24 protein-coding genes and 1 pseudogene are annotated in these 23,277 nt (G+C 35.0%); 5 read left to right on the top strand and 20 right to left on the bottom strand.

Features of this window, described 5'->3' with window-relative positions; all coding sequences use genetic code 11:
- Positions 1 to 28: 28 nt before the first annotated feature.
- The 5 genes from HMPREF2642_RS02565 to HMPREF2642_RS02545 form a co-directional block, all read right to left on the bottom strand.
- Positions 29 to 586 carry an NAD(P)H-dependent oxidoreductase gene (locus HMPREF2642_RS02565; RefSeq protein ID WP_030063535.1) on the bottom strand — a complete coding sequence of 186 codons (558 nt, stop codon included), beginning with the start codon at positions 584 to 586 and terminating at the stop codon, positions 29 to 31.
- Entirely contained in the window at positions 579 to 989 is a 411-nt protein-coding gene (locus HMPREF2642_RS02560) for a MerR family transcriptional regulator (RefSeq protein WP_002434957.1), read from the bottom strand. Before HMPREF2642_RS02560 ends, HMPREF2642_RS02565 begins: the two co-directional genes overlap by 8 nt.
- Positions 990 to 1,105: 116 nt before the next feature.
- Entirely contained in the window at positions 1,106 to 2,305 is a 1,200-nt protein-coding gene (locus HMPREF2642_RS02555; RefSeq protein WP_064212292.1) for an MFS transporter, read from the bottom strand.
- A gap of 121 nt (positions 2,306 to 2,426) precedes the next feature.
- Positions 2,427 to 3,092 carry an MBL fold metallo-hydrolase gene (locus HMPREF2642_RS02550; RefSeq protein ID WP_030063359.1) on the bottom strand — a complete coding sequence of 222 codons (666 nt, stop codon included), beginning with the start codon at positions 3,090 to 3,092 and terminating at the stop codon, positions 2,427 to 2,429.
- A gap of 23 nt (positions 3,093 to 3,115) precedes the next feature.
- The gene (locus tag HMPREF2642_RS02545) at positions 3,116 to 3,340 is read right to left on the bottom strand and encodes a hypothetical protein (RefSeq protein WP_002435040.1); all 225 of its coding nucleotides are present in this window, start codon (positions 3,338 to 3,340) and stop codon (positions 3,116 to 3,118) included.
- A gap of 457 nt (positions 3,341 to 3,797) precedes the next feature.
- On the opposite strand from HMPREF2642_RS02545, the gene argF reads away from it, so the two are divergent.
- The 3 genes from argF to HMPREF2642_RS02530 all read left to right on the top strand — a co-directional run bounded on the left by argF (position 3,798) and on the right by HMPREF2642_RS02530 (position 7,520).
- Entirely contained in the window at positions 3,798 to 4,799 is a 1,002-nt protein-coding gene (gene argF / locus HMPREF2642_RS02540) for an ornithine carbamoyltransferase (RefSeq protein WP_002469853.1), read from the top strand.
- A gap of 21 nt (positions 4,800 to 4,820) precedes the next feature.
- A complete protein-coding gene (gene arcC, locus HMPREF2642_RS02535) occupies positions 4,821 to 5,753 on the top strand; it encodes a carbamate kinase (protein WP_030063354.1) in 933 nt (310 codons plus the stop codon).
- A gap of 201 nt (positions 5,754 to 5,954) precedes the next feature.
- Entirely contained in the window at positions 5,955 to 7,520 is a 1,566-nt protein-coding gene (locus HMPREF2642_RS02530) for a YfcC family protein (protein ID WP_002454282.1), read from the top strand.
- A 121-nt stretch (positions 7,521 to 7,641) separates the two neighbouring features.
- Here the strand turns inward: HMPREF2642_RS02530 and brnQ are convergent, their stop codons facing one another.
- Entirely contained in the window at positions 7,642 to 9,000 is a 1,359-nt protein-coding gene (brnQ, locus tag HMPREF2642_RS02525; RefSeq protein WP_070597639.1) for a branched-chain amino acid transport system II carrier protein, read from the bottom strand.
- Positions 9,001 to 9,294: 294 nt separating this feature from the next.
- Between brnQ and HMPREF2642_RS02520 the strand changes: the two are divergent.
- Positions 9,295 to 10,313, top strand: a pseudogene (locus HMPREF2642_RS02520) (PTS sugar transporter subunit IIC).
- 260 nt (positions 10,314 to 10,573) lie between these two features.
- Here the strand turns inward: HMPREF2642_RS02520 and HMPREF2642_RS02515 are convergent.
- The 9 genes from HMPREF2642_RS02515 to HMPREF2642_RS02475 form a co-directional block, all read right to left on the bottom strand.
- Positions 10,574 to 11,335, bottom strand: coding sequence for an alpha/beta hydrolase (locus tag HMPREF2642_RS02515; protein WP_023350903.1), 762 nt, complete (start codon positions 11,333 to 11,335; stop codon positions 10,574 to 10,576).
- A gap of 21 nt (positions 11,336 to 11,356) precedes the next feature.
- A complete protein-coding gene (locus HMPREF2642_RS02510; protein WP_002454286.1) occupies positions 11,357 to 12,004 on the bottom strand; it encodes an ABC transporter permease in 648 nt (215 codons plus the stop codon).
- The gene (locus HMPREF2642_RS02505; protein ID WP_023350901.1) at positions 11,994 to 12,956 is read right to left on the bottom strand and encodes an osmoprotectant ABC transporter substrate-binding protein; all 963 of its coding nucleotides are present in this window, start codon (positions 12,954 to 12,956) and stop codon (positions 11,994 to 11,996) included. Before HMPREF2642_RS02505 ends, HMPREF2642_RS02510 begins: the two co-directional genes overlap by 11 nt.
- A 39-nt stretch (positions 12,957 to 12,995) precedes the next feature.
- On the bottom strand, positions 12,996 to 13,610 hold the full coding sequence (locus HMPREF2642_RS02500; protein ID WP_070597638.1) for an ABC transporter permease: 615 nt from the start codon (positions 13,608 to 13,610) through the stop codon (positions 12,996 to 12,998).
- Positions 13,607 to 14,794 (bottom strand): betaine/proline/choline family ABC transporter ATP-binding protein, encoded by a 1,188-nt coding sequence (locus tag HMPREF2642_RS02495; protein ID WP_030056863.1) that lies wholly within the window; start codon positions 14,792 to 14,794, stop codon positions 13,607 to 13,609. The genes HMPREF2642_RS02500 and HMPREF2642_RS02495 overlap by 4 nt, the downstream gene beginning before the upstream one ends.
- Positions 14,795 to 14,969: 175 nt before the next feature.
- Complete coding sequence (locus tag HMPREF2642_RS02490; RefSeq protein ID WP_030056865.1) at positions 14,970 to 15,437, bottom strand: thioesterase family protein; 468 nt, start codon at positions 15,435 to 15,437, stop codon at positions 14,970 to 14,972.
- A gap of 5 nt (positions 15,438 to 15,442) precedes the next feature.
- The gene (locus HMPREF2642_RS02485; RefSeq protein WP_070597637.1) at positions 15,443 to 16,405 is read right to left on the bottom strand and encodes a 3-hydroxyacyl-CoA dehydrogenase NAD-binding domain-containing protein; all 963 of its coding nucleotides are present in this window, start codon (positions 16,403 to 16,405) and stop codon (positions 15,443 to 15,445) included.
- Entirely contained in the window at positions 16,402 to 17,292 is an 891-nt protein-coding gene (locus HMPREF2642_RS02480) for a beta-keto acid cleavage family enzyme (protein WP_030056870.1), read from the bottom strand. The genes HMPREF2642_RS02485 and HMPREF2642_RS02480 overlap by 4 nt, the downstream gene beginning before the upstream one ends.
- Positions 17,293 to 17,427: 135 nt before the next feature.
- Entirely contained in the window at positions 17,428 to 17,976 is a 549-nt protein-coding gene (locus HMPREF2642_RS02475) for a TetR/AcrR family transcriptional regulator (RefSeq protein ID WP_002454293.1), read from the bottom strand.
- 244 nt (positions 17,977 to 18,220) lie between these two features.
- Here HMPREF2642_RS02475 and HMPREF2642_RS02470 point away from each other — a divergent pair, with 244 nt between their 5' ends.
- The gene (locus HMPREF2642_RS02470; protein ID WP_227959558.1) at positions 18,221 to 18,460 is read left to right on the top strand and encodes a hypothetical protein; all 240 of its coding nucleotides are present in this window, start codon (positions 18,221 to 18,223) and stop codon (positions 18,458 to 18,460) included.
- Positions 18,461 to 18,728: 268 nt separating this feature from the next.
- Here the strand turns inward: HMPREF2642_RS02470 and HMPREF2642_RS02465 are convergent, their stop codons facing one another.
- The 5 genes from HMPREF2642_RS02465 to opp1B are packed head-to-tail and all read right to left on the bottom strand — an operon-like array spanning position 18,729 to position 23,271.
- Positions 18,729 to 19,907: a staphylopine family metallophore export MFS transporter CntE gene (locus HMPREF2642_RS02465; RefSeq protein WP_030061422.1), complete on the bottom strand. Its 1,179-nt coding sequence runs from the start codon at positions 19,905 to 19,907 to the stop codon at positions 18,729 to 18,731.
- An 11-nt stretch (positions 19,908 to 19,918) separates the two neighbouring features.
- On the bottom strand, positions 19,919 to 20,668 hold the full coding sequence (locus tag HMPREF2642_RS02460; protein WP_030061420.1) for an ABC transporter ATP-binding protein: 750 nt from the start codon (positions 20,666 to 20,668) through the stop codon (positions 19,919 to 19,921).
- Positions 20,646 to 21,476: a staphylopine uptake ABC transporter ATP-binding protein CntD gene (locus HMPREF2642_RS02455; RefSeq protein WP_070597635.1), complete on the bottom strand. Its 831-nt coding sequence runs from the start codon at positions 21,474 to 21,476 to the stop codon at positions 20,646 to 20,648. The genes HMPREF2642_RS02460 and HMPREF2642_RS02455 overlap by 23 nt, the downstream gene beginning before the upstream one ends.
- On the bottom strand, positions 21,473 to 22,342 hold the full coding sequence (gene opp1C, locus HMPREF2642_RS02450) for a staphylopine uptake ABC transporter permease subunit CntC (protein ID WP_037550738.1): 870 nt from the start codon (positions 22,340 to 22,342) through the stop codon (positions 21,473 to 21,475). Before opp1C ends, HMPREF2642_RS02455 begins: the two co-directional genes overlap by 4 nt.
- Positions 22,339 to 23,271: a nickel/cobalt ABC transporter permease gene (gene opp1B / locus HMPREF2642_RS02445; protein WP_049326492.1), complete on the bottom strand. Its 933-nt coding sequence runs from the start codon at positions 23,269 to 23,271 to the stop codon at positions 22,339 to 22,341. Before opp1B ends, opp1C begins: the two co-directional genes overlap by 4 nt.
- Positions 23,272 to 23,277: the final 6 nt, after the last annotated feature.

The following is a 23,277-nucleotide window of genomic DNA, read 5'->3' as shown; positions in this document are numbered from 1 at the left end:
ACCCAATTTATTACTAAGAAAAATAATTTTAATCAACTAACTTCGTTACTTGATTTACGATTTTTTCAACTTTATTACTTATACTTTGAGCATTCGATTTATTTAAATTATCTATATAAAATCTTTTAATATTGTAAATTCCAACGAGATTTAATGGATATTTAATAACTTTATAACCTAGATGTCCTTTAAACTTATGAAACCACTCTGAACCTCCAATAGTATATATAACTATTGCATCTTTATCTTTCCATAATCCTCTTTTAAAGTATTGTTTATTATTAAAACTAAATGCTTTATTAGGCCAAAAGGTACTATCAATAAAACCTTTCAATAGCATAGGCACATTCAACCAATAGATAGGGTAAATAAAAATCAACATATTACTATTATCTATTATTTCAGTATTTCGAAACTGAGCTTCGCTTATTTCTGAATTATAGCCTTCGGATAAAATAGGAATGTCGCCAACCATCTCCTGTAAATTGAAAATTTCTAATTTTTTATTACAAAGCTCCTCTTTTAACTTATTATAGATATCAAAGCCAACACCTTTTTGATTTCCACCATATATTAGACTAATCAATTTCTTCCACCCCTGAAAGTTTATTTAAAATCAAACTCTTATTTTTTTCATAATTCATATCTTTTGATAAATCTTTAACTGATTCCAATCGATTTAAAATTGTGTTTTGACGATTAATATCTATTTTGATTTGTTTTATAAGATCATCTAGGTAATTCAGCGTTTTGTTATTACAGTCCTTAGAAACAGGTTTTTTAAAAAGATTTATTACATATGCTATATCTTTTAATTGTAAATTCAATCGCTTTAAATCAATAATTAGTTTCAAGTACGATATAGTTTCCTCATCAAAATATCTATAATTATTTTCATCTCTAGGAATATTAATTATTTCTTTTTCTTCATAGTATCTAATCATGGACTTTGGTATTTTCAACATAGATGAAACTTCACTAATTTTCATTTTTAGTCCCCCCTACCAATTTGATACTTGAAACTTATCATTAAACCATACTTTAATGTCAAAAATAAAAATGGAAATCTCTACTTAAATAAATAGAGATTTCCATTCTAATTACTTTAAGAATTTGATTTTTTCTTATTAGCTAGTAGAAGAATTAAAGAAAGTATCGCAAGTATCACGATTATGATACTAAACACAATACCTGCAAGTTTGATGCCTAATCCTAGTTCTAATAACCCTACACCTACAACTGGTATTGAAATAGCTATATAGGCAATGGTAAAGAAAGTGGATGTAATTTCGGCTTGTTTGTCTTCAGGTGCTACGGCATTCACTGTGGACAATCCAGCTCGGAAACTGAATGCTTGTCCAAATCCAGAAATGATAGCTCCAATAAATAAAATTAAGAATGATTCAAATTGAATAGATAAACCTACTAATATTACGCCTACAATTAATGTGCCACTACCTAACATCAATATGTGATAATCAGATTTACTTTTAAACAATAATTGGCCTAGCGTAGATGCACAGAATATCAAGAATACCATGACACCTATGACTGCTTTATTTGTAATGTTCAATATGTCTCCTAAAAAGTTTGGTGAAATCGCAGTAAATAAACCAAGCATTGAAAATCCTACGAATACAGGAATAACAGCATAAATAAATGTAGAGCGAATGTCTGACGGTACACTCAACTTTTGAACTTCAATTTTAAATTTTTGTTTATTCTTAACAGGCTCTGGCATAAACCATATTCCAATAAATGCCGGAATGATAAGAATAAAATCAACGATAAAGATTAAACGCATCGCATATGGAAGATATTGTGCGAGTATGCCACATAGCAATGGACCAAAGCCTAAACCAAGCATATTCACGCTACTTGCAATTGTAGAGGCTCTGCCCTTTTTATCATCAGCAGCTAAATTAACAATCGTTGTCGTTGCTGTACTTGTAAAAAGTCCCGCTGACAGTCCGGAAATCACTCGTCCAGCAAGTAATAAACCTACATTGGTAGCAAATAAGAACACTAGCGCACTGATTGCAGATAAAATCACTCCTGGAATAAGTACATAACGGCGTCCTATGCGGTCTGACAATTGACCAAATACGAGTAATCCTCCAATCACACCAGCAGCATAGACAGCGTAAATGATTGTAATCATTAATGGTGATAAATCATATACTTTACTATAAATTGGATAGAGTGGTGTAGGTAATGTCGTCCCCATCATCACAATAAGAAATGCATAGGCTGCACTGATTAATCCCCAGTTTACTTTATGATTTTGATGTTTAGAATTTTGCAAGTTGCTTCACCTCAACATTTGTATATCTCTATCGCAGTGAAATGAAACATTATAAATTTTTAATTTTAAAAAGGTACATCCAACATTCAGCCAGATATACCTTTCAATTTACTATCATGTTTTAAGTATTTTCCCCGTCACTTACACGGTCGATAATTTTTTGTACACGTTGTTTTTTATCCTCGTCATCTTCAACAAAGAACACAGGTGAATCACCTTCAATTGACACCCATGGTACAAGTGCGTCAAAGTCCAGATCCCGAATCAATTCAAGACTCTTAATCGAAGCCTCTCTGTCACTTGAAGGAAGTATTACAGTTCGCCATTCATCACCTTCGTAGCATAAGAAGTCACCAGTGAATAAATAGCGATGCTCGCCATTATCCCACAAATATAATGTCGTTCCAGGTGTGTGTCCAGGGACAGGTATCACCTCTAAATCTTCATGTAAATGTTGCCGTTCTTTAAATGTACCAGTAACTTGAAGGGTATCGGTAACGTCCTGTTTATCATCTTCGTGAATATAGTAAGGTGCATCAAAATTTGTCTCTCCACCTAACGATTCATGTTGATGATTCATTAATACTTTATCAACGCCACCTAATTCTTGTATATCCTTTGCAGCCTCATCAATTCTACCAGAATGATAAATCATTACATTACCTTCTGAACGTTGAAGTAAAAATGATTTAAAACGGAAACGTTTATCAAATGGCAATTCTGATGTAGGTGTTACATATAAACCATTTGCGATTTCCGTTAATGTTTCGAATTGCTTATTAGCCATAACGTTTCTCCCCCATAAACAATTTAATCTAAATATTGATCAGCATGTTCAAGTTTATAATGCTCGATTTCAGCTTTTTGTTCCTCAAATTCTTTATGCGTTAATTTAGTAATTGTTTCAATAGAATAACTTAACTTTTTAGCAAATGCCTCTACTTCACTCTTATTTTTAGCCGCTACAAATACAGTTAACACATTGTCATCTACAATATCTTTATGATGTTGATAATCTAACCTATAAATCTTCATGAGAAATTCCCCCTCAAATTTAATATGCCCGAATCTTTCTAAAGTATTTTTTCTATCAATAGTGTCATATGCCCTTTTTCTAGAAAACCAAACGTGCCAAACGTTTTTAAAAGTTTATTAATATTTTGCGTCACAATCTTATTAAATAGACTGACGTCTATCTTAAATTTTAATGACTTAAAAGCTAACAATTCATGTTATTATCTACGATTTTTTTACTTTTTAAAATTAAGAAAATCATATTTAAATAATTATGATATTCTTTAAAAATTCGTCAATCTAAAAACAGATATACCACAAACATACTCCTTTTATTCAAATTTTTCATAAATTACATAAAATTTTAAAAAACTTTTCAATTATTTATTAATAAAAAATGACAACTTTTTAATTTTATTGATATTAATTAGTTAACGCTTACAATGACCTTGAAATCAAATTTAAGGAGTTGTAAAGAATGCAAAATTTACGCAACAGAAGTTTTCTTACTTTATTAGATTTTTCACAGAAAGAGGTGGAGTTTCTATTAAATCTTGCTGAAGATTTGAAACATGCCAAATACATAGGTAATGAAAAACCTATGCTTAAAAATAAAAATATTGCTCTTCTTTTTGAAAAAGACTCTACAAGAACACGTTGTTCATTTGAAGTCGCAGCTCATGATCAAGGAGCTAATGTTACGTATTTAGGCCCTACAGGCTCTCAAATGGGTAAAAAAGAAACTGCTAAAGATACCGCAAGAGTTCTAGGAGGCATGTACGATGGTATTGAGTACCGAGGCTTCTCACAACGTACAGTTGAAACGTTGGCTGAATTTTCAGGAGTGCCAGTATGGAATGGCTTAACTGATGAAGACCACCCAACGCAAGTCCTTGCAGATTTCTTAACTGCTAAAGAAGTATTGAAGAAAGACTACTCCGAAATCAACTTCACTTATGTCGGTGATGGCCGTAATAATGTTGCAAACGCATTAATGCAAGGCGCTGCTATCATGGGCATGAATTTCCACCTTGTTTGTCCGCAAGAATTAAATCCTACTGATGAATTACTTAACCGTTGCAAACGTATCGCCGATGAGAATGGAGGCAACATCCTTATTACAGATGATATCGATAAAGGGGTTAAAGACTCTGACGTTATCTATACAGATGTATGGGTATCTATGGGTGAACCGGACGAGGTATGGCAAGAGCGTCTTAAATTATTAGAACCATACCGTGTAAACAAAGAATTAATGGATAAAACAGGCAATCCAAATGTGATTTTTGAACATTGTCTACCTTCATTCCACAATACTGACACTAAAATCGGCAAACAGATTTATGAACAATACGGCATAAGTGAAATGGAAGTTACAGATGAGGTATTTGAAAGTAAAGCGTCTGTAGTATTCCAAGAAGCTGAAAATAGAATGCACACAATAAAAGCAGTTATGGTTGCTACTTTAGGTGAATTCTAAGACAGACAGGAGGTTATTCAAGTGGCAAAAATTGTTGTAGCATTAGGCGGTAATGCGTTAGGTCAATCGCCAAAAGAACAACTCGAATTAGTAAAAAACACTGCTAAATCACTCGTCGGACTCATAACTAAAGGGCATGAAATTGTTATTAGTCATGGTAATGGTCCTCAAGTCGGTAGCATCAATTTAGGATTAAACTACGCGGCTGAACATGATCAAGGTCCTGCCTTCCCTTTCGCAGAATGTGGTGCAATGAGTCAAGCGTATATAGGCTATCAACTCCAAGAAAGTTTGCAAAATGAATTACATGTGTTGGGCATAGACAAACAAGTGGTTACACTAGTGACGCAAGTTGAAGTTGATCCAGATGATAAAGCCTTTAGTCATCCTACAAAACCCATTGGTCTCTTTTATGATAAAGAGACTGCTGAACGTATTGAAAAAGAAAAACATTATAGCTTCATTGAAGACGCCGGTCGTGGCTACAGACGTGTGGTCCCTTCACCTCAACCTAAGTCCATTGTTGAATTAGAAAGTATCAAAACTTTAATCGAGAATGGCACACTTGTTATTGCAGCAGGAGGCGGTGGCGTACCAGTCATTCGTGAACAACACGATAGCTTTAAAGGCGTTGATGCGGTCATAGACAAGGACAAAACAAGTGCTCTCCTTGGCGCAGATATTAACTGTGATCAATTAATTATTTTGACAGCTATTGACTATGTTTACGTTAACTATAACACTGACAATCAAAAAGCCCTCAAAACGGTAACACCTGAAGAATTGGAAGCTTATATTAAAGAGGATCAATTTGCTAAAGGTAGCATGCTTCCCAAAATAGAATCGGCCATTTCATTTATTAAGAATAATCCTAAAGGTAGCGTTTTAATTACTTCACTAGATCAATTAGACAACGCACTTGAAGGTAAAATTGGTACACTTATCAAAAAATAATATCTTAAGTTGTACTAGAAACTAACATCATTTAACTATTATATATGCAATTTTCATGATGAATACTGACAAAATGGTGCACCCTGCATCCCTCCACTCCCCAAATGAAACAGGGTGCACTTATTTAATGAAAGTTTAATCAATTATTCTTGATAAATAAACATAATCTTCATGATTCTCGGTTATTAGATTATAAAGGAGATGACTCAATTGGAAGATGCTATCAAACCAGATAAAAAGAAAAAGCGATTCAAGTTGCGGATGCCCGGGGCATTTATGATTCTATTCTTATTAACTGTTGTTGCTGTAATAGCAACATGGCTTATTCCTGCAGGAGCCTATTCAAAATTATCGTACGAACCCGCTTCACAGGAATTAAAAATCGTCAATCCACATCATCATGTTAAAAAAGTCCCAGGAACTCAAAAAGAGCTTGATAAGATGGGCGTAAAAATTAAAATTGAACAATTTAAATCTGGCGCGATTAATAAACCTGTTTCAATTCCAAATACGTACGAGCGTTTAAAACAACATCCTGCAGGGCTCGATCAAATAACGAGTAGTATGGTTAAAGGTACCATAGAAGCTGTAGATATTATGGTATTCATACTTGTATTAGGTGGACTTATCGGCGTAGTCCAGGCAAGTGGTTCGTTCGAATCCGGTTTACTTGCTTTAACTCAAAAGACCAAAGGTCATGAATTCATGTTAATTGCTTTCGTCGCTATTTTAATGGTTCTTGGAGGTACGCTTTGTGGCATCGAGGAAGAAGCTGTCGCCTTTTATCCTGTACTCGTTCCCATTTTCATCGCACTAGGATATGACTCCATCGTGTCTGTGGGAGCCATCTTTTTAGCAAGTTCTATTGGTAGTACATTTTCAACGATTAATCCTTTCTCAGTAGTCATCGCGTCTAACGCAGCAGGAACCACATTTACAGACGGGTTGTACTGGAGAATAGGTGCATGTGTCGTCGGAACGATATTCGTTGTTTGTTATCTCTATTGGTATTGCAAAAAAATTAAGCAAGAACCTAAAGCGTCATACGCATATGAAGACAAAGCTGAATTTGAGAAACAATGGTCAGTGATGGATCAAAACAGTTCATCAGAATTTACATTACGTAAGAAAATCATCCTCACCTTGTTCGTTATACCCTTCCCTATCATGGTATGGGGCGTTATGACTCAAGGCTGGTGGTTCCCAGTTATGGCATCTGCATTCCTAATATTTACTATTATTATTATGTTTATTGCAGGCATGGGCAGATATGGTCTAGGAGAGAAAGGTACTGTAGATGCATTTGTTAATGGCGCATCAAGTCTTGTCGGAGTGTCACTCATCATCGGTCTAGCACGCGGTATCAACTTAGTGTTAAATAAAGGGTTAATCTCAGACACGATTTTGCACTTCTCATCTTCCATCGTGCAACATATGAGTGGCCCATTATTTATTATCGTACTATTAGTCATTTTCTTCTTCCTAGGTTTTATCGTACCGTCATCATCTGGTTTAGCCGTACTATCTATGCCAATATTCGCACCACTTGCCGATACAGTTGGCATACCTAGATTCGTTATTGTTACCACTTATCAATTTGGACAATATGCGATGTTATTCCTTGCACCAACAGGGCTCGTCATGGCAACCTTGCAGATGCTTAACATGCGCTACTCCCATTGGTTGAAGTTCGTCTGGCCTGTGGTCGCTTTCGTGCTTGTCTTCGGTGGAGGTCTACTCATCGCACAAGTATTAATTTATTCTTAGAAAGATTTCATTTCGGAAAATGAAGTTCCATAATAGCACCATATTGTATTATGGTAGAAAAAAAGCTATGTTCATCTTTCATTCGTGTGATGAACATAGCTTTTCAATTTAATTAACTTTATTATGATTGTGGTTGCTTACTTCCTCGAACTTTAAACACTATCAATCCGATAATGAACCCAATCAATGCTGGAATAATCCAACCCATTCCTATCGTAAAGAATGGTAAATACTTTTCACCTAAAGAAATAATAAAACGAGCGAAACTTGTCTTCACGAAGAATTCAGGACTCGCTTTTACGCCATCGATAAATGCAGCAATCATTGTAAAGAATGTTGTAAATCGATACACAATTTTAGAATGATTGAATAATGGACTTGCTAAAGTCAGCAGAATTAATGTAATTGCGAGTGGATAGATAAACATCAGTACTGGTGTTGAATACATAATAGTCTTGGTTAAACCAACATTCGCAAATATACATGCTAATACACTGACTACTGTCGCGAACATAATGTATTTCTGTTTAGGAAAGAGCTCAGTAAATGTTTCTGAAAATGCTGTAATTAAACCAATAGCTGTTTTCAAACATGCCACAACAATAATAAGTGAAAGCACTATGATACCGTAGTCACCTAGATAATGTTGAGCGATTTGTGCGAGTGCGATGCCTCCATTTTCACTAACTTTAAAATTACCTAAACTCATCGTACCCATAATGGCTAGCAAGCTATAAATAAGTCCCATACCTACGATACTAATCGTACCTGACTTAAATGTCTCTTTAGCTATTGTGTTAGGATGAGTGACTCCTAGTTTCTTAATTGTTGTAACGATAATAATACCGAATGCTAGAGATGCTAAAGCGTCTAAAGTATTGTAACCATCAATAAATCCTTTAAGTAGAGCACCTTCTTTATACTGCGCACTCACTGGCGCATGACTCACGCCTCCCATAGGATGAATAAACGCAAGTAACACTACAATACCAAGTAAAACTAAAAATACAGGATTTAAGAATTTACCTATATAATCTAAAATTTTTGAAGGCTTTCTAGCAAAGAACCATGCAACCAAGAAGAATAAAATACTAAATATTGGTAGCACAAATTTAGCTTGGACTGGCGAAATAAAAGGCGAGAATGCAATTTCATATGACGTTGTCGCTAACCTTGGTAATGCGAAAAATGGCCCAATCACAAGATATAAACCAATCGTAAATAAATACGCATATATTTTACTTACTCTTGAGGAAATTTCGAAAATCCCGTTCGTTTTAGACACACCAATGGCAATAATACCTAGAAATGGTAATCCTATCGCTGTGATTAAAAATCCTAAATTAGCAGTAAACACATGAGCGCCGGCAGTCTGCCCTAAATGAATTGGGAAGATTAAGTTACCGGCACCAAAGAATAAGCCAAATAACATCGATCCAATAAAAATATTTTCTTTAATCGTGAGTTTGTTTTTCATCATAATATGTATATCTCCTATGTCTATGTTATTAGCCATTATACATGAAATTCTCTATAAATTAATGCCAATTTTCAGAAAAAAGTATGACATCTTTCTCCCTGAGATACTGTTAATTTTTATTTTTCTAAAATGCTGCACAACTAATTTTACATTATTGTTGCACTTTCGAATTTTCAAAAATATTAAATTCGTATTAATACTTAAATGTAATTTAATTTTAATTCTATTAACTGTGTTACAATTATGAAATGTTTTGGGAAACATATTTAGATTTATACTAAAGGGGTCAGAAAAATGAATATATTATTAGGAGTAGGAACATTAGTCGTAGTTTTAATCATTATGACATTGTTCTTAAAGTTTGCACCTTATGGTAAGGAAGGTCTACAAGCACTGTCAGGGGCTGCTTGTGCAACATTTCTACCACAGGCTTTCTTAAGTTACGCTATTGGAGGCATTTTCCATATTAAATTCCTACAGGAGATTGGTGACCTTGCAGGAAGTCTTGGCGGGATTGCAGTGGGTATCCTTGCATGTATTAATTTAGGTGTTTCACCTGTATTCTCAGTTATCGTAGGGTTAGTATTAAAGGACTTTAGCTTACTACCTGCATTTATCGCAGCATACCTCACAGCATTTGTGATTAAATTTATTGAAAAGAAAGTTCCAGAAGGCTTAGACTTAATCGTCGTTATATTTATAGCTCCAGCGCTCGTATACGGTTTAGCATCATTGATTAATCCTAGCGTAACTGCAGTATTAAATCAAATTGCGAAAGCTGTAAACTCAGTTGGTGATAGCAGTCCATATGCCTTAGCTATTATCTTAGGACTCATCATCCCAGTTACAAGTATGACACCATTAAGTTCAATGGTACTTGCAAGTATTTTAGGACTAACAGGTTTACCAATGGCAATTGGCGCAATTGTATGTACTGGCGCATCATTTGTTAACTTTACGTTATTTAATATCCTAAAAATTGGCGACAAACCAAATCGATTTGCAGTATTTATCGAACCATTGACACAAATTGATTTAATCGTAAAATACGCTCCCGTCTTATACGGAACGAATGCAATTATCGGTATGGTGAACGCTTGTATCATCGCATTCAGCGGATTAAAAATAGGTGTCACTGGTATGGCAACACCTATGGCAGGTGCAATTGTACTATTCGGATTCAATAGTCCAATTAAATCAATTATCACGATTGCTGCAGTTGCAGTAACTGGATTGATCTTAGCATCTATTATTGGCTCATTAATTAAAAATTCGACTTATTACACTTACATATTCCAATGCCATGGAAATAAAGGTAAAAGTCAATCGTAATATATAAGAAACATCTACCCGTTGTGAGATTTTAACGCAACCAAGGTAGATGTTTTTTATTTTATTATGCAAATTACATAGATATATAAGTAAACTATTTAAAATACTAAACTAAACATTTCAGGTCACTTCAATATTGAATAATTACTCTCATAATAAAAGCTCTAAGATCACTTCACTTTGAAATGTCTTAGAACTTTCTTCATTAAAGATTACAATCTAACTTTTCACACTAAACGTACTATCCACGTGTAAAGGTCTCGATGACTTGTTTAATTGCCTTATCCCAATAGGCATAATCATGATCACCTGAACTTTTCTCAAAGTGGTAGTTCACACCCTTTTCATTTAAATATCTAATAAAGTCTAAGTTATCTTGATATAATGCATCTTCAGTGCCACACATGATTAATAATTCAGGTAAGTCTACATTATTAGTAACAGCTTTATCAACTAAGTAATAAGGATCGAAAGGTGTACCTTTGATGTCCTCATTTTCACCAACAATGGCTTCTGGACAAAAGTCATAATACTCATACTCTCTAAGTAATGAAACATTGAATGCAGCAGATAACATTGCTGCTTTAGAGAATCGTTGGCTTTGTGTTAAAGCATATTTAGACGTACCGTAGCCTCCCATTGAATGACCAGCTATAAAATTATCTTCTCTCTTCTTAGATAATGGTAGAATTTGATGGACATAGTCATGCACTTCCAAAATATAGTCGTAATAACTATGGCCATAAACCATATTAGTATAGAAACTATGATCTGCATTAGGCATGATAATTGCAAGTTGATGATCATTTGCATATCGCTCAATACTTGTATATCTAATATAAGAGTTGGCGTCGCTTGATAGTCCATGTAGCACTAGCATAGATTTTAAAGGTTTGGCTTCTCGATTTGTATCAAAAAAGCTCTCATCTTCTGGAAGTATCACATTTAGAGAATGGTGTGCTCCAATCGTTTTAGATAAATAATTAAGTTGTAAAAGTGCCATAATCTTGTTCCTCCCGAAATATTAATTTGCAGGGTCCAACTTCTTCTCAAGCAAACGTAAAATTACATCAATAAGTACGACAATAATTACAATCGGAATTGCACCAGCAAGAATATATAATGTACCATCAGTTGCGTTTGTACCACGAATAACTATATCACCTAATGTAGGCGCACCAATAAATGAACCAATAGCCACTACACCAATAGCAACCACAAGTGCAATGCGTATACCACCTATGATTACAGACAATGATAATGGCAATTCTATCATTCGAAGTACCTGATTACGTGTCATTCCCATTCCTTTACCAGCATCTTTAATGTTCGCGTCTACACCATTTATGCCGGTATAAGTATTCTTGATAATAGGTAAAAGTGCGTATAAAAACACAGTAAATATAACTGTATTCATACCGAGTCCCATACTTAACATTAAGATGGCTAACATCGCGATTACTGGTACCGTTTGAATAATATTAGCAAGTGTCATTATTGGCGTTGATAATTTACCGAAACGCGCAATAAGTATTCCAAGTGGTATACCAACAATTGAAGCAAATATCACACCATAAACTGACATAAGTAAGTGATTAACAAATAATTCCCAAAGGTAGCCAAAGTTCGTTTGATAATAATGTCCCAACTGTTGAAGTAAATTACCTTTCATTATTTTGACCACCTTTCTTCTTAGAATTATCATCTTCAAAATAATTATGTTTCTTTAAGAATTTTTCAGCTACTGTAGCGGGCTCTTCACCTTTACCATCAGCTTGATAGTTTAATTTTTGCATTTGTTTAGTTGAAATTTTGCCTTCCATTTTCTTTAATATCGGTTTTAGTTCTGGGTGTTCTTTCAATAGTTGATCAGTTGCGAGTGGACTTGCATCGTATGGAGGGAAGAATTTTTTGTCGTCTTTTAATACCTTTAAGTCATAAGCTGCGATACGTCCATCTGTTGAGTACCCCACCGCAACGTCCAATTTTCCTGAATTCAATGCATCATAAACTAAACCAATTTGCATTGGTCTTACTGTACCAAAGTCGAAGCCATACTCCTTCTTGAATGCAGGGTAGCCATCTCCTTTTCTATCTTTCCAAGAGCTGTCCATACCTACACGTAGATCTTTGGCATGTTTTTTCAAATCTGAGACCGTGTTTAAATGGTATTTTTTAGCTGTCTCTTTTGTCACTATAAGAGAATACGAATTAGCAAACCCATATGAATTAAAGAACTTTTGATGATATTTCTCTTCAAAGCCTTTTTGTGTAGCTTTCATTGCTTTTTTAGGATCTTTAATTGGCTTTTCATTAAGTGCACCTGTTAAATCTGTACCGGTATAACGAGTACCTGACATATTTGCTTGACCACTTGCCACTGCATTATGTTGTATGACGCTAGATCCTAAATTATTAATTAAAGTAGGTTTGATTTTACCATGTGTGTCATGTTCAATAAGTAATCTCATCATATGTGAAATAATTTGTGATTCACTAGTACCTAAACTTGTAATTTTAACGTCGTCATCTGAATTACTATTTTTCAAACCGGGTAAATTACATCCAGATAACACGGTTAAACATAATACTAAAACTACTATATACTTTTTATACTTGTTCATAGTGTCCTCCTTCTCTAATTATCCGGTAATTCTTAAACCTTAAGGGACCAACCATTTCTCAATCATTGATAAACAGAAGTCTACGATAAGTGCCAATAATGTAACGAGAATTGTTGCAGTTATAATCATCGCTGGTTCAAATAAGTTTAAACCATTAAAAATAAAGTCACCTAGTCCTCCAGCACCAACATAACTTGCAAGTGTTGCCCAACTAATTACATATACTGAAGATAAACGAATACCACTCAATATCATTGGTAATGCAAGTGGTAATTGAACATCTTTCATTAGTTGAATACCTGTCATCCCCATACTACGTCCCGCTTCTTTAACATTACTATCGATATTTTGAACGCCAATAATCGTATTATTTAATATCGGTAGTAAAACATATAGAAATAAAGCTATAATTGCTGGTGTTTTACCGACACCAAATAAAGGAATCATAAGTGCCAAGATTGCTAAAGTTGGAATCGTTTGTAATATACCAGCAATTGTTAACGAAATTTTCGAGAGTTTATCAGTTTTAGACAGTAAAATACCTAAAGGAATAGCTATAATAATTGCTATTAACAAAGCAAATACTGAAATATAAAGATGCTCTAGCGTTTTCTCAAATAGTGCACTTGCATTGTCGGTTAAGTATTTAATCATCGTTCATCAACCCCTGATGTATGAGGTTCAATGATTCCATCATTCTCCTGGGAACTCACGTTACCGTCTTCTCCCCAAATGCTGTCATAGACAATATCAACAAGATTCGCTCTTGTTACTAAACCTACAAGTGTCTTATTGTCATCACTAACTACAGGAACATTTCTTACATTTCGTTTTAAAATTGTACGAACAGAATCTTGCAACTTACTATCAATTCGAACGCTATAAATATCTCTTTGCATTGTGTCTATTAATTCATTTTTCTTACGTAGACCTTGATTAATATCTTCAATATCTAAGTAACCCAATAGATGCTCATCATTACCTACAACAAATATCGTATCAACACGACGTTGTCTCATGATATTAACTGCCTCATCTAAAGAACGATCCACATGAACAGTAATTGGTTTAATCATGGCATCTTCGACTGTACGAATATTGGGTCTATCTTGAATAAGACGGTTCTGTCCTATGAAATCACGGACGAAATCATTCGCTGGCTGACGTAAGATGTTATCAGGTGTATCATATTGAATGACTTTACCTTCAGACATAATACAAATTTTGTCAGCAAGCTTAATCGCTTCATCCATATCATGTGTGACAATTATAAAGGTTTTACCTAACTGTTTCTGAAGTTTCTTTACTAAATCTTGTAATGTATCTCTTGTAATAGGATCAAGTGCTCCGAAAGGCTCATCCATCAAAATGATATCCTGTTCGGCAGCAAGTGCTCTAACTACACCGATACGTTGTTGTTGTCCGCCTGATAATTCTGAAGGATAGCGATTTAAGTAATCTTCAGGTAAGTCTACTAAACGAATTAGTTCTTTCGCTTTTTGATCTTTTTTCTCTTGCGACCATTTTAATAATTTGGGTACCAATACAATATTGTCTTTGACAGTCATATGTGGCATGAGTCCAATTTGTTGAATGACATAACCAATACTGCGACGTAATTCCACTGCGTTCATCTGACGAATGTTCTTGCCATTGATAGTAATTTCACCTTCTGTTGATTCAATCATGCGGTTAATCATTCTTAATGCCGTTGTCTTACCACTACCGCTTGTACCTATAAACGCAACGAAATCTCCTTCTTCAATATCGATATTCATGTTGTCTACAGCTCTTTTTTTACCTGCATAGACTTTTGATAAGTTTTTAATACTTAACATACGTCCATTCCTTTCTGTTTATTTTAATGATTTTGCTTAAAAATTAAGGACTTAATGTGGATGTTATACAAAGGTAACTAAGTAAAAACAAGGCACAGTAAGTCCTTAAATGTATCAAGTTCAACTTGTAATCTCACCGCACTAATCAAGTGCGTCGTGCTTAACACTAAGCATGCTATTTTCTTGTAATACCAATTTGATGACCTAATTGTTTAGGTCGAGTTGTCATCTCATCTTTCTTGTAATATGCCTCAATATTATGAGCTATTGAATCAGGGAATGGCGAAGGTCTTCCGTTTTCAGTATCTATCCCCATTAACATCACTTCATAAGTCGATGTAAGCGCTTGTTCAGAATTCAACATTTCCATAAATACATGGAGTCGTTTACTGTCATAATCGTAAAGGTGGACTTTAACACTAATATCTTCATCAAGTTTCATTTCTTTTAAAAAGGTCAAATGATTCTCTAAAGTGAAGACAGTATAATGCAACGTTTTAATGGTCTCTAGAGTTAAACCTAGATGTGCTAACCAATCATCTGTTGCATCACTTAATACGCGATTGTATTCTGCATCATTCATATGTCCATTATGATCCACCCATTCTTGAATCACTTTCGTGTCATATTGATACTGCTTCATTACGTTTAACGTACCTCCTGACTCGAATTTTTAAGTATATCTGAACCTTCAGGCCAATATTGTTCTGCCAACGCTTTGACTTTTATTAGGAATTCATTACGTTTTTGGTCTAATTCTGACATTGTATAACCTTGTGAAGATGCTTCACTTCCTGTAACTACCTTGTCGTATAAATCTTCTGTTAACTCAGGTGCAACAAGTTTCGTCCATGGCTTTTTGAGCGCCGGACCAAACTGTTTAAGCATATGACGCATACCACCTTCGCCTCCAGCTAAGTGGAAAGTCATAAATGGGCCATATTGTGCATAACGTAAACCGGCTGCGTGAGTGAAAGCTTTATCTACCTCTTCAGTTGTTGCTATACCGTCGTTAACAATGTGTAATGCTTCTCTCCATAATGCTTCCATTAGACGGTCGGCAATGTGACCTTCAATTTCATGGCGTACATGTAACACGTCCATTCCAATACCTTCATAGAATTGTTTAGCTTTTATAGTATTTTCCTCTGAAGTTTGTTTACCAGGTACAATTTCTACAAGTGGCAAGATATACACAGGATGGAATGGATGTGCAACGACTAAGCGCTCTGGGTGTGATAAATTTTTCTGTAATTCTGAAGGCATAATTCCTGAAGTACTTGAGCCAATTGTTGCATAAGGTGATGCATAAAAATCAATCTCTCTTAAAACTGTATCTTTAATTACCTCAACTTCAGGTACATTTTCTTGTATGTGTTCAACTTCTTTAACAGCTTCTTTTAAATCTGTGGTAAATGTCAAATTCTCTAGAGATGCGTTGTCGGCAAGCCCCATTTGTTCAGCATATGGCCAATTCTGTTTCACTTGCGCCAACATTCTCTCATATGCGCCTTCACTTGGATCTGTAGCGATGACCTCATGTCCGTGGGCAAGCATTCGAGTAATCCAACCACCTCCTATAACACCTGTTCCTACAACTGCTACTTTCATGATTGGCCTCCTTTAGGAGTTCTGAGATTGAATTTTTCTCTAGCTTCTGCTGGTGTTAATGGTTCGATATCTAGTTCTTTTAAGATCTTTTTAGCTTCTTCGACAAGTGCTTCGTTTGTTGCTTTAACACCTTTAGAAATGTAAATATTATCCTCTAAGCCCACACGTATGTTTCCGCCACGTTGAGCAACTTCTCTCACTGTCGGTAATTGCATTTTCCCAATACCAAATGCTGACCAATGTGCATTATCAGGGATACGTGATTTTAAATAATCAATTGTTTCTGGATCATTTTCAGCGCCCCAAGGTATGCCTAAGCAGAATTGAAACATTGGATCGCCATCGATAAGGCCTTCCTCAATCATTTGTTTAGCGAAACTGACATGGCCTGTATCAAAACATTCTAGTTCAGGTTTAACCCCAGCATTTTTAACCATTTCAGCTTGTTTACGTAACCAAGATGCGGGGCTTAAATAAACAGAATCACCCATATTGACACTGCCACAATCTAATGTACACATCTCTGGTAATAAATCTCCAACGGGTTTATGACGTTCTTCTGGGGTTTGAATCCAAGTGCCTTCTCCACCTGTTTCTGGATGTTCTAGACTTGGAATAAAGTCACCCCCACCTCCAGAAGTAATATTGATAATAATATCTTCTTCTGCTTCTCTTATAAGTCTTACTGTTTCTGCGTAAAGTTCTGGATTATGGCTTACGCCTCCAGTTTCTGGATCTCTAACATGAATATGAGCAACTGTAGCTCCTGCTCTGGCACATTTAATTGCTGAATCAGCGAGTTCTTGTGGTGTAACTGGAACATTTTCATTTTTTTGAATTGTATCGCCAGCACCTGTGATGGCTGCTGTTAATAGAACTTTATTCATCTTTAACACCTCTATATTTTTAGTTTTAAGACAGTAGTTACTATACCAACCAGTCGGTTTAGTTTCAACAGCTCTATAAAAAAATAGAGCCGAGTAATGCGTCTAACACCACTCAGCTCTATGCTTATAGAAATTTTAAATTTTTTTATTTTTTTGAACTTGTTCTTTTAATCTTTGAATGACTTGTTCTCTCATTTTTTCATCTATTGCACTAATACCAAATATTTCTGACAACCATAAACCATCTACAGCTAGCCTAATGATTGTCGCATCCACTTCGTCTAAACCATCACTCTCAATATGATTTTGCCAATCTTGATAAGACTCACGTAAAGGTGATAATAATAGTTTATTAGAACCTTGGGCAGCAAGCATTCCTGATGTAATAGGCGCATTTTCCGTTCTATGTTCACGTGTCGCTTCTATAAATGCATTTAACCATTGTCCAGACTCATCAGAATCAGAATTGACATATTTATTAACTTTTTCTTGGTAAAGATTATTTGCATAATTCACAAGCTCTTGAATGAGTCCCTCTTTACTTTTGAAATGATAAAGTAAACCACCTTTACTAACACCAGCTTTTTTTGCTACAGCATCTAAAGTTAAATAGTCTGCACCTTGCTCATTAATAATACTGGCCGCGGATTCAAGAATGTATTGTTTTTTCGATACTCTAGCCATTACGCCTCATTCCTTTATTTTGAAAATTGTTATAATCAATGTTTTCATACACGTTTAACAATTAATATGACTAAGATAGTATGTTTCATTATAAATACTTTTACTCATAAAAGTCCAACTTTGAAAATTTAATTACCAAAATTCAGAGGTCTGCATGCTTTAGTACGATAAAAATTAATATTTAGAATTTATGAATTTTCAACTCACACTTCGGTGTTTCATCATACTCATTAACATTATGCATATGGCTAGCACTCCACGCACGGTAATTACAAATATTCTAGGACTAATAAGTTTGTTAATGGCAATTGGTACGATTGTATTATTCGGATTCAATACTCCTATTAAATCAATTATCACGATTGCTGCAGTTGCAGTAACTGGATTGATCTTAGCATCTATTATTGGCTCATTAATTAAAAATTCGACTTATTACACTTACATATTCCAATGCCATGGAAATAAAGGTAAAAGTCAATCGTAATATATAAGAAACATCTACCCGTTGTGAGATTTTAACGCAACCAAGGTAGATGTTTTTTAATAGGTAGACTTAATATAATGACTTTATTTATAGACCTAAAAAAGCGCAAACCTGAAATCCACCCATTTCAAATTTGCGCTTGATAATTATTCTTCGGTAAATTGTGATTTAATTTATCTTCTCATTACTTTAGAGAAAAGAATGTATCAAATTTAATATATTGTTGTTCTTTTCATATATTATTTCAAATTATTTCACTTCATCTTAGTTAAATGACATTACCTCTTTTCATGATACTCATCAACATCATGCACATGACTAATATTCCACAAATCACATACATCCAACTTAATCCAACTAAGTCCGATATGGGTCCCATTATACTTCCACCTAGTGAAACTCCTAAATCTGCACAGGCAATAAACAATCCAAGTAACATATTTCGTCCAGATTTAGGCAACACAAAGCTTAAATACGATGTAAGTGTTGGATAAACAAGTGCTTGTGTAACACCAATGAATATAGCGCTTAGGTAAAAGATAACTACATGTACATGAGGTCCTATTGCCACAATCAATGACGCAATGGCGAGTAACAACAGTACACTCACCATATATAATGGGTGCCAGCGTCCATCTGATGGTATATATTTACGTAAATACATCCGCGCTAGTACCACTGCTATGGCTTGAATCGTTAAAAATATTCCTGCATTTGCAAATTCGTATTGTATTGTATACAGTGGCACAAATGTACTTACTGCCCCAAAGACAATAGATACAATCATCATAATTAACCCACTATTAAAAAGTTCTTTATTTTTAAAGAAATGGGCAAATACTGTAAAAGCGTTAAATTGTAATGGTTCAATCTTATCACTTGTGTCGGGCTCTGATTCAACAAAGGTCACTCGGTAACCGAAGAATGTCGTCATCGCTGCAATCCCTATCATCACTATTGCAAAAATAGACATATGTCCATAATTCCATATACCAACAGCAATTAACGGTCCTATTAAATTAGGAATTGTTGAGAATAACGAATATAAGGATACTCCTTCTGAACGATGCTCTTCCGGTAGTGCATCGATAATACCAAGTTGTAAGGACATAGAGAAGAATGCTGTACATACACCTTGCATCACTCTTGCTATAAAGTATCCTTCTATCTCTGTGAAACCGTATAATATTAACGCACACGCATTAATTAATAAGATCATCCGCAATACTTTAATGGGACCTACACGCGCAATAATCTGTCCTGCCCATGGACGGAATACCATTGCTGTTAACATATAAGCCCCCATCACAATACCGATAACTGAATTAGAAGCACCCCAATGATGCCCGCGTAATGGAATAAATACATTTAATATTGCATTTGCACTGAAAAACATTAATGTCAGTATGTATAATCTTAGAAATGGCCAAGCCATGGCTCCTTTCATTGTCTCACTCCTTAGAATATCAATTGTTTATGAATCAATGCTGTCGTATAAGGATGACGACTTAAATGTAAATCGTGCGTCGCTATACATTCTTCGATTTGACCGCCCTTAAAAATGATTAACCGATCACACACATAAGTTGCTGCTTGAATATCATGTGTGATAAAGATATAACTCAAATGACGTGTACGTCTTAATCGTCTCAATAAGTCTAAAATCTGAGTTTGAATAGACATGTCTAATGAACTAATGGCCTCATCAAATAAAATATATTGAGGATTTATACTAATAGCACGTGCAATCGCCACACGTTGAGCTTCTCCACCAGATAACATATGCGGATATTTATCTAAGTATTCTGCTGATAGCCCTACTTCTTCTAATAGTCGAATCACTTCTACTTCTAACTCATCTTTTCGCTTATGGTGACAACGACACATCACTTCAAACATGATTTCTTGTACATTTTGGAAAGGATGCAACGAAGACGTATAATTTTGAAATACTGCACTTATTTGATGTCGTCTTACTTTCTTTCGGAATATAGGCTGCTCATTTAGCGTAACTAGTCCTTTGTCCGGTTTTTCAATACCTAAAATCATCCGACTGAGGGTAGACTTACCGCTTCCACTTTCTCCAATAATACCAATACTCTCACCCACTGAGCATTCAAATGAGATACCTTTAATAATTAATTGGGAATCAGAACGAAATAAAGGTTTCTTACCATATGACTTCTCAACATTGGTTACTTTTAGCATGTATTTCACCTCTCATCACACGTTCAAAATGCTCATTTATTTTCTTTTTAGCGGATATCAAATATTGTGTATATGCATCCTTAGGTTGGTTCAGTATAGCGTCTGTAGCTCCTGATTCAATCACGCGCCCATCTTTCATCACTATGACTCGATCTGCAATATGATGAATCACTGATAAGTCATGTGAAATAAAAATCATTGCACAATTAAAGTGATGTTTAATATCTTGAAATGCTTTGAGCACATCGTATTGCGTAATCGTGTCTAAAGCTGTAGTTGGTTCATCTGCAATAATCAATTTAGGTTTTAACGCTAATGCTAAAATGATCATCAAACGCTGCAACATACCAACTGACAACATATGCGGATATGACGTTAAAATCTTTTCTGGCTCTTTCAGCTTCATAAATGTCATATATTCTACTAGTGTTTGTTTAATCTGCAATTGAGATAACATTGTATGTATACGCATCGTTTCAAACATTTGTTTACCAACTGGAGTGGAAGGGTCAAATGCACGTGTACCCTGTTGCATCACCATCGCAATATCCTTTCCTCGTTTATGACGTAAATCCCTTTTGGATAAGTGCATGAGGTTTTGATTTTCAAAATAAATATCACCTGTCACATGAAGACGTTCAGGGTTTAAACCTGTCAAAGCTTTACATGAAATGGATTTGCCACTACCGCTTTCCCCAATCATCCCTAATGTTTCACCATGAGCTACACTAAAGTGCACATCTTCTACCAATTTAATGTTCGTCCAACTATCTATGATTTGAAGATGTTCAACCGATAAAAGTGTCATGACGACATCACACCTTTCTTTAAAGCACGTTGTTTCTCTTTAGAAGTAATGCGCGGGTCGATTGCAACTTGTAACGCATCCGATAAGAAGTTAAATGCCATTACGATAATAACGATCACGATTCCTGTAGTGATCATCATTTCAGGGTGCGTGAACATCACTTTACGTGCCTCATTTAACATCATTCCCCACTCAGCAGTGGGCGCTTTGACACCTAACCCTAAAAATGAAAACCCCGACATCTGCAATATCATTGAACACATTGAACTACTTGAAATAATAGCGATATCCGCTAGCGTGAGTGGCAAAATATGTTTCCAAATGATCGTCATATGATTCATACCAATTGTTTTAGCAAACTTTACATGATCTGATTCAGTATATTGCATGACGCTTGTGCGAATGACTCGACAGAACCATGCCCACCGCGTAAGTATGAATGCTAAAATAATATTTTCTACACCCATACCACACAATGTAATTAATGCTAATGTCACCACATAACTTGGAAAAGCTAACATGACATCACATAACCGCATGATGATGCCATCTATATAACCTGGGAAATAACCAGAAATAAATCCTAATATTGCTCCTATCGCAACGGAAATAATTAAGGCAATGAAAACATATAATAAACTCGGTCTAATAGCATAAATTATTCGTGTAAGTACATCTCGTCCTAAATGATCAGTCCCTAACCAATGTGACCAACTTATACTTGCGAATTTATTCACCGTATCAATTTGATTAGGTTCATAAAATGTGACGATAGGTGCTAGTAAACCTAATGCCACATATACACAGATAATGGTCATTGCTATTACTGCACCTTTATCTTGCAATAATCTTTTAAGTATCATCATATTGCCTCCCTTAATTTGGGATTTAAGTATGCATTGATAATGTCTGCCAATGTGTTAAATATGATAAATAAAACAGCGACAATTAATACATACGCTTGTATAACTGGGAAGTCATGTTCGACAATCGCTTTAATACTTAATTGTCCAAGACCTGGCCAGGCAAAGACATTTTCAATAACAACAAGACCGCCCATAATCATTGGCACTGACATACAGAAGATGGACACTGCAACTTGTAAAGCATTACGTAAAACATGTGACAATAACGTCAACGTATGCACGCCGCTTGCTCTTAAATACAACACGTAATCTTCGTTCAGTTGCTCAATCATTGCACGTCTCACATTTCTGAAATAAATACCTGCGTAAGTAATAGTGACGACAAGAACAGGTAAAATATAGCTTTCTGGACCTGTTAAACCTGAAGTTGGTAATACATTTAATTTTACAGATATATAAATAATTAACATCGACGCAATCCAATATGATGGTAGTGCTGTTAAGAAAAATGCGATTGAGCGAATAATGCGATCTGTCAGTTTCCCTTTAGTTAGAGCACTTATAACCCCTAGTAAAATAGATGTGATAATAACTGAAATACTTGAAATCAACGTTAATTTGAAAGTATTGAAGAAGGCAGGCCCAATGCGCTCTGAAACTGATTCTCTAGTAATGTAACTCGAACCAAACTTAAACTGTATAGCTTCAATAAGCCAATTCATATATTGAATCAATATGGGTTCATTGAATCCATACTTCTCTCTCGTCTCTGCAATTAACTGAGGTGTAATGTTTGGTGTGCCTTGAGCATGTAAAATCGTAACAGCTGGATCACCTTTAGTCAGGTATGTCATCATGAATGTCATAAAACTCACTACAATCAATAAAGGGAACATGAGTGCAATACGTTTTATTATAAATTTGACCATCGAGAT

Source organism: Staphylococcus sp. HMSC055A09 (assembly GCF_001809655.1).
Lineage (GTDB): Bacteria > Bacillota > Bacilli > Staphylococcales > Staphylococcaceae > Staphylococcus > Staphylococcus capitis.
This window is presented reverse-complemented; position numbering and strand designations above follow the sequence as displayed.

Bases quoted from the DNA above. Each gene is read 5' to 3' on its own strand.
- HMPREF2642_RS02560 (WP_002434957.1), bottom strand. From the start codon at position 989: ATGAAAATTAGTGAAGTTTCATCTATGTTGAAAATACCAAAGTCCATG.
- HMPREF2642_RS02550 (WP_030063359.1), bottom strand. From the start codon at position 3,092: ATGGCTAATAAGCAATTCGAAACATTAACGGAAATCGCAAATGGTTTA.
- HMPREF2642_RS02545 (WP_002435040.1), bottom strand. From the start codon at position 3,340: ATGAAGATTTATAGGTTAGATTATCAACATCATAAAGATATTGTAGAT.
- argF (WP_002469853.1), top strand. From the start codon at position 3,798: ATGCAAAATTTACGCAACAGAAGTTTTCTTACTTTATTAGATTTTTCA.
- HMPREF2642_RS02530 (WP_002454282.1), top strand. From the start codon at position 5,955: ATGACTCAATTGGAAGATGCTATCAAACCAGATAAAAAGAAAAAGCGA.
- brnQ (WP_070597639.1), bottom strand. From the start codon at position 9,000: ATGATGAAAAACAAACTCACGATTAAAGAAAATATTTTTATTGGATCG.
- HMPREF2642_RS02515 (WP_023350903.1), bottom strand. From the start codon at position 11,335: ATGGCACTTTTACAACTTAATTATTTATCTAAAACGATTGGAGCACAC.
- HMPREF2642_RS02510 (WP_002454286.1), bottom strand. From the start codon at position 12,004: ATGAAAGGTAATTTACTTCAACAGTTGGGACATTATTATCAAACGAAC.
- HMPREF2642_RS02505 (WP_023350901.1), bottom strand. From the start codon at position 12,956: ATGAACAAGTATAAAAAGTATATAGTAGTTTTAGTATTATGTTTAACC.
- HMPREF2642_RS02500 (WP_070597638.1), bottom strand. From the start codon at position 13,610: ATGATTAAATACTTAACCGACAATGCAAGTGCACTATTTGAGAAAACG.
- HMPREF2642_RS02495 (WP_030056863.1), bottom strand. From the start codon at position 14,794: ATGTTAAGTATTAAAAACTTATCAAAAGTCTATGCAGGTAAAAAAAGA.
- HMPREF2642_RS02490 (WP_030056865.1), bottom strand. From the start codon at position 15,437: ATGAAGCAGTATCAATATGACACGAAAGTGATTCAAGAATGGGTGGAT.
- HMPREF2642_RS02485 (WP_070597637.1), bottom strand. From the start codon at position 16,405: ATGAAAGTAGCAGTTGTAGGAACAGGTGTTATAGGAGGTGGTTGGATT.
- HMPREF2642_RS02480 (WP_030056870.1), bottom strand. From the start codon at position 17,292: ATGAATAAAGTTCTATTAACAGCAGCCATCACAGGTGCTGGCGATACA.
- HMPREF2642_RS02475 (WP_002454293.1), bottom strand. From the start codon at position 17,976: ATGGCTAGAGTATCGAAAAAACAATACATTCTTGAATCCGCGGCCAGT.
- HMPREF2642_RS02470 (WP_227959558.1), top strand. From the start codon at position 18,221: ATGGCTAGCACTCCACGCACGGTAATTACAAATATTCTAGGACTAATA.
- HMPREF2642_RS02465 (WP_030061422.1), bottom strand. From the start codon at position 19,907: ATGAAAGGAGCCATGGCTTGGCCATTTCTAAGATTATACATACTGACA.
- HMPREF2642_RS02460 (WP_030061420.1), bottom strand. From the start codon at position 20,668: ATGCTAAAAGTAACCAATGTTGAGAAGTCATATGGTAAGAAACCTTTA.
- HMPREF2642_RS02455 (WP_070597635.1), bottom strand. From the start codon at position 21,476: ATGACACTTTTATCGGTTGAACATCTTCAAATCATAGATAGTTGGACG.
- opp1C (WP_037550738.1), bottom strand. From the start codon at position 22,342: ATGATGATACTTAAAAGATTATTGCAAGATAAAGGTGCAGTAATAGCA.
- opp1B (WP_049326492.1), bottom strand. From the start codon at position 23,271: ATGGTCAAATTTATAATAAAACGTATTGCACTCATGTTCCCTTTATTG.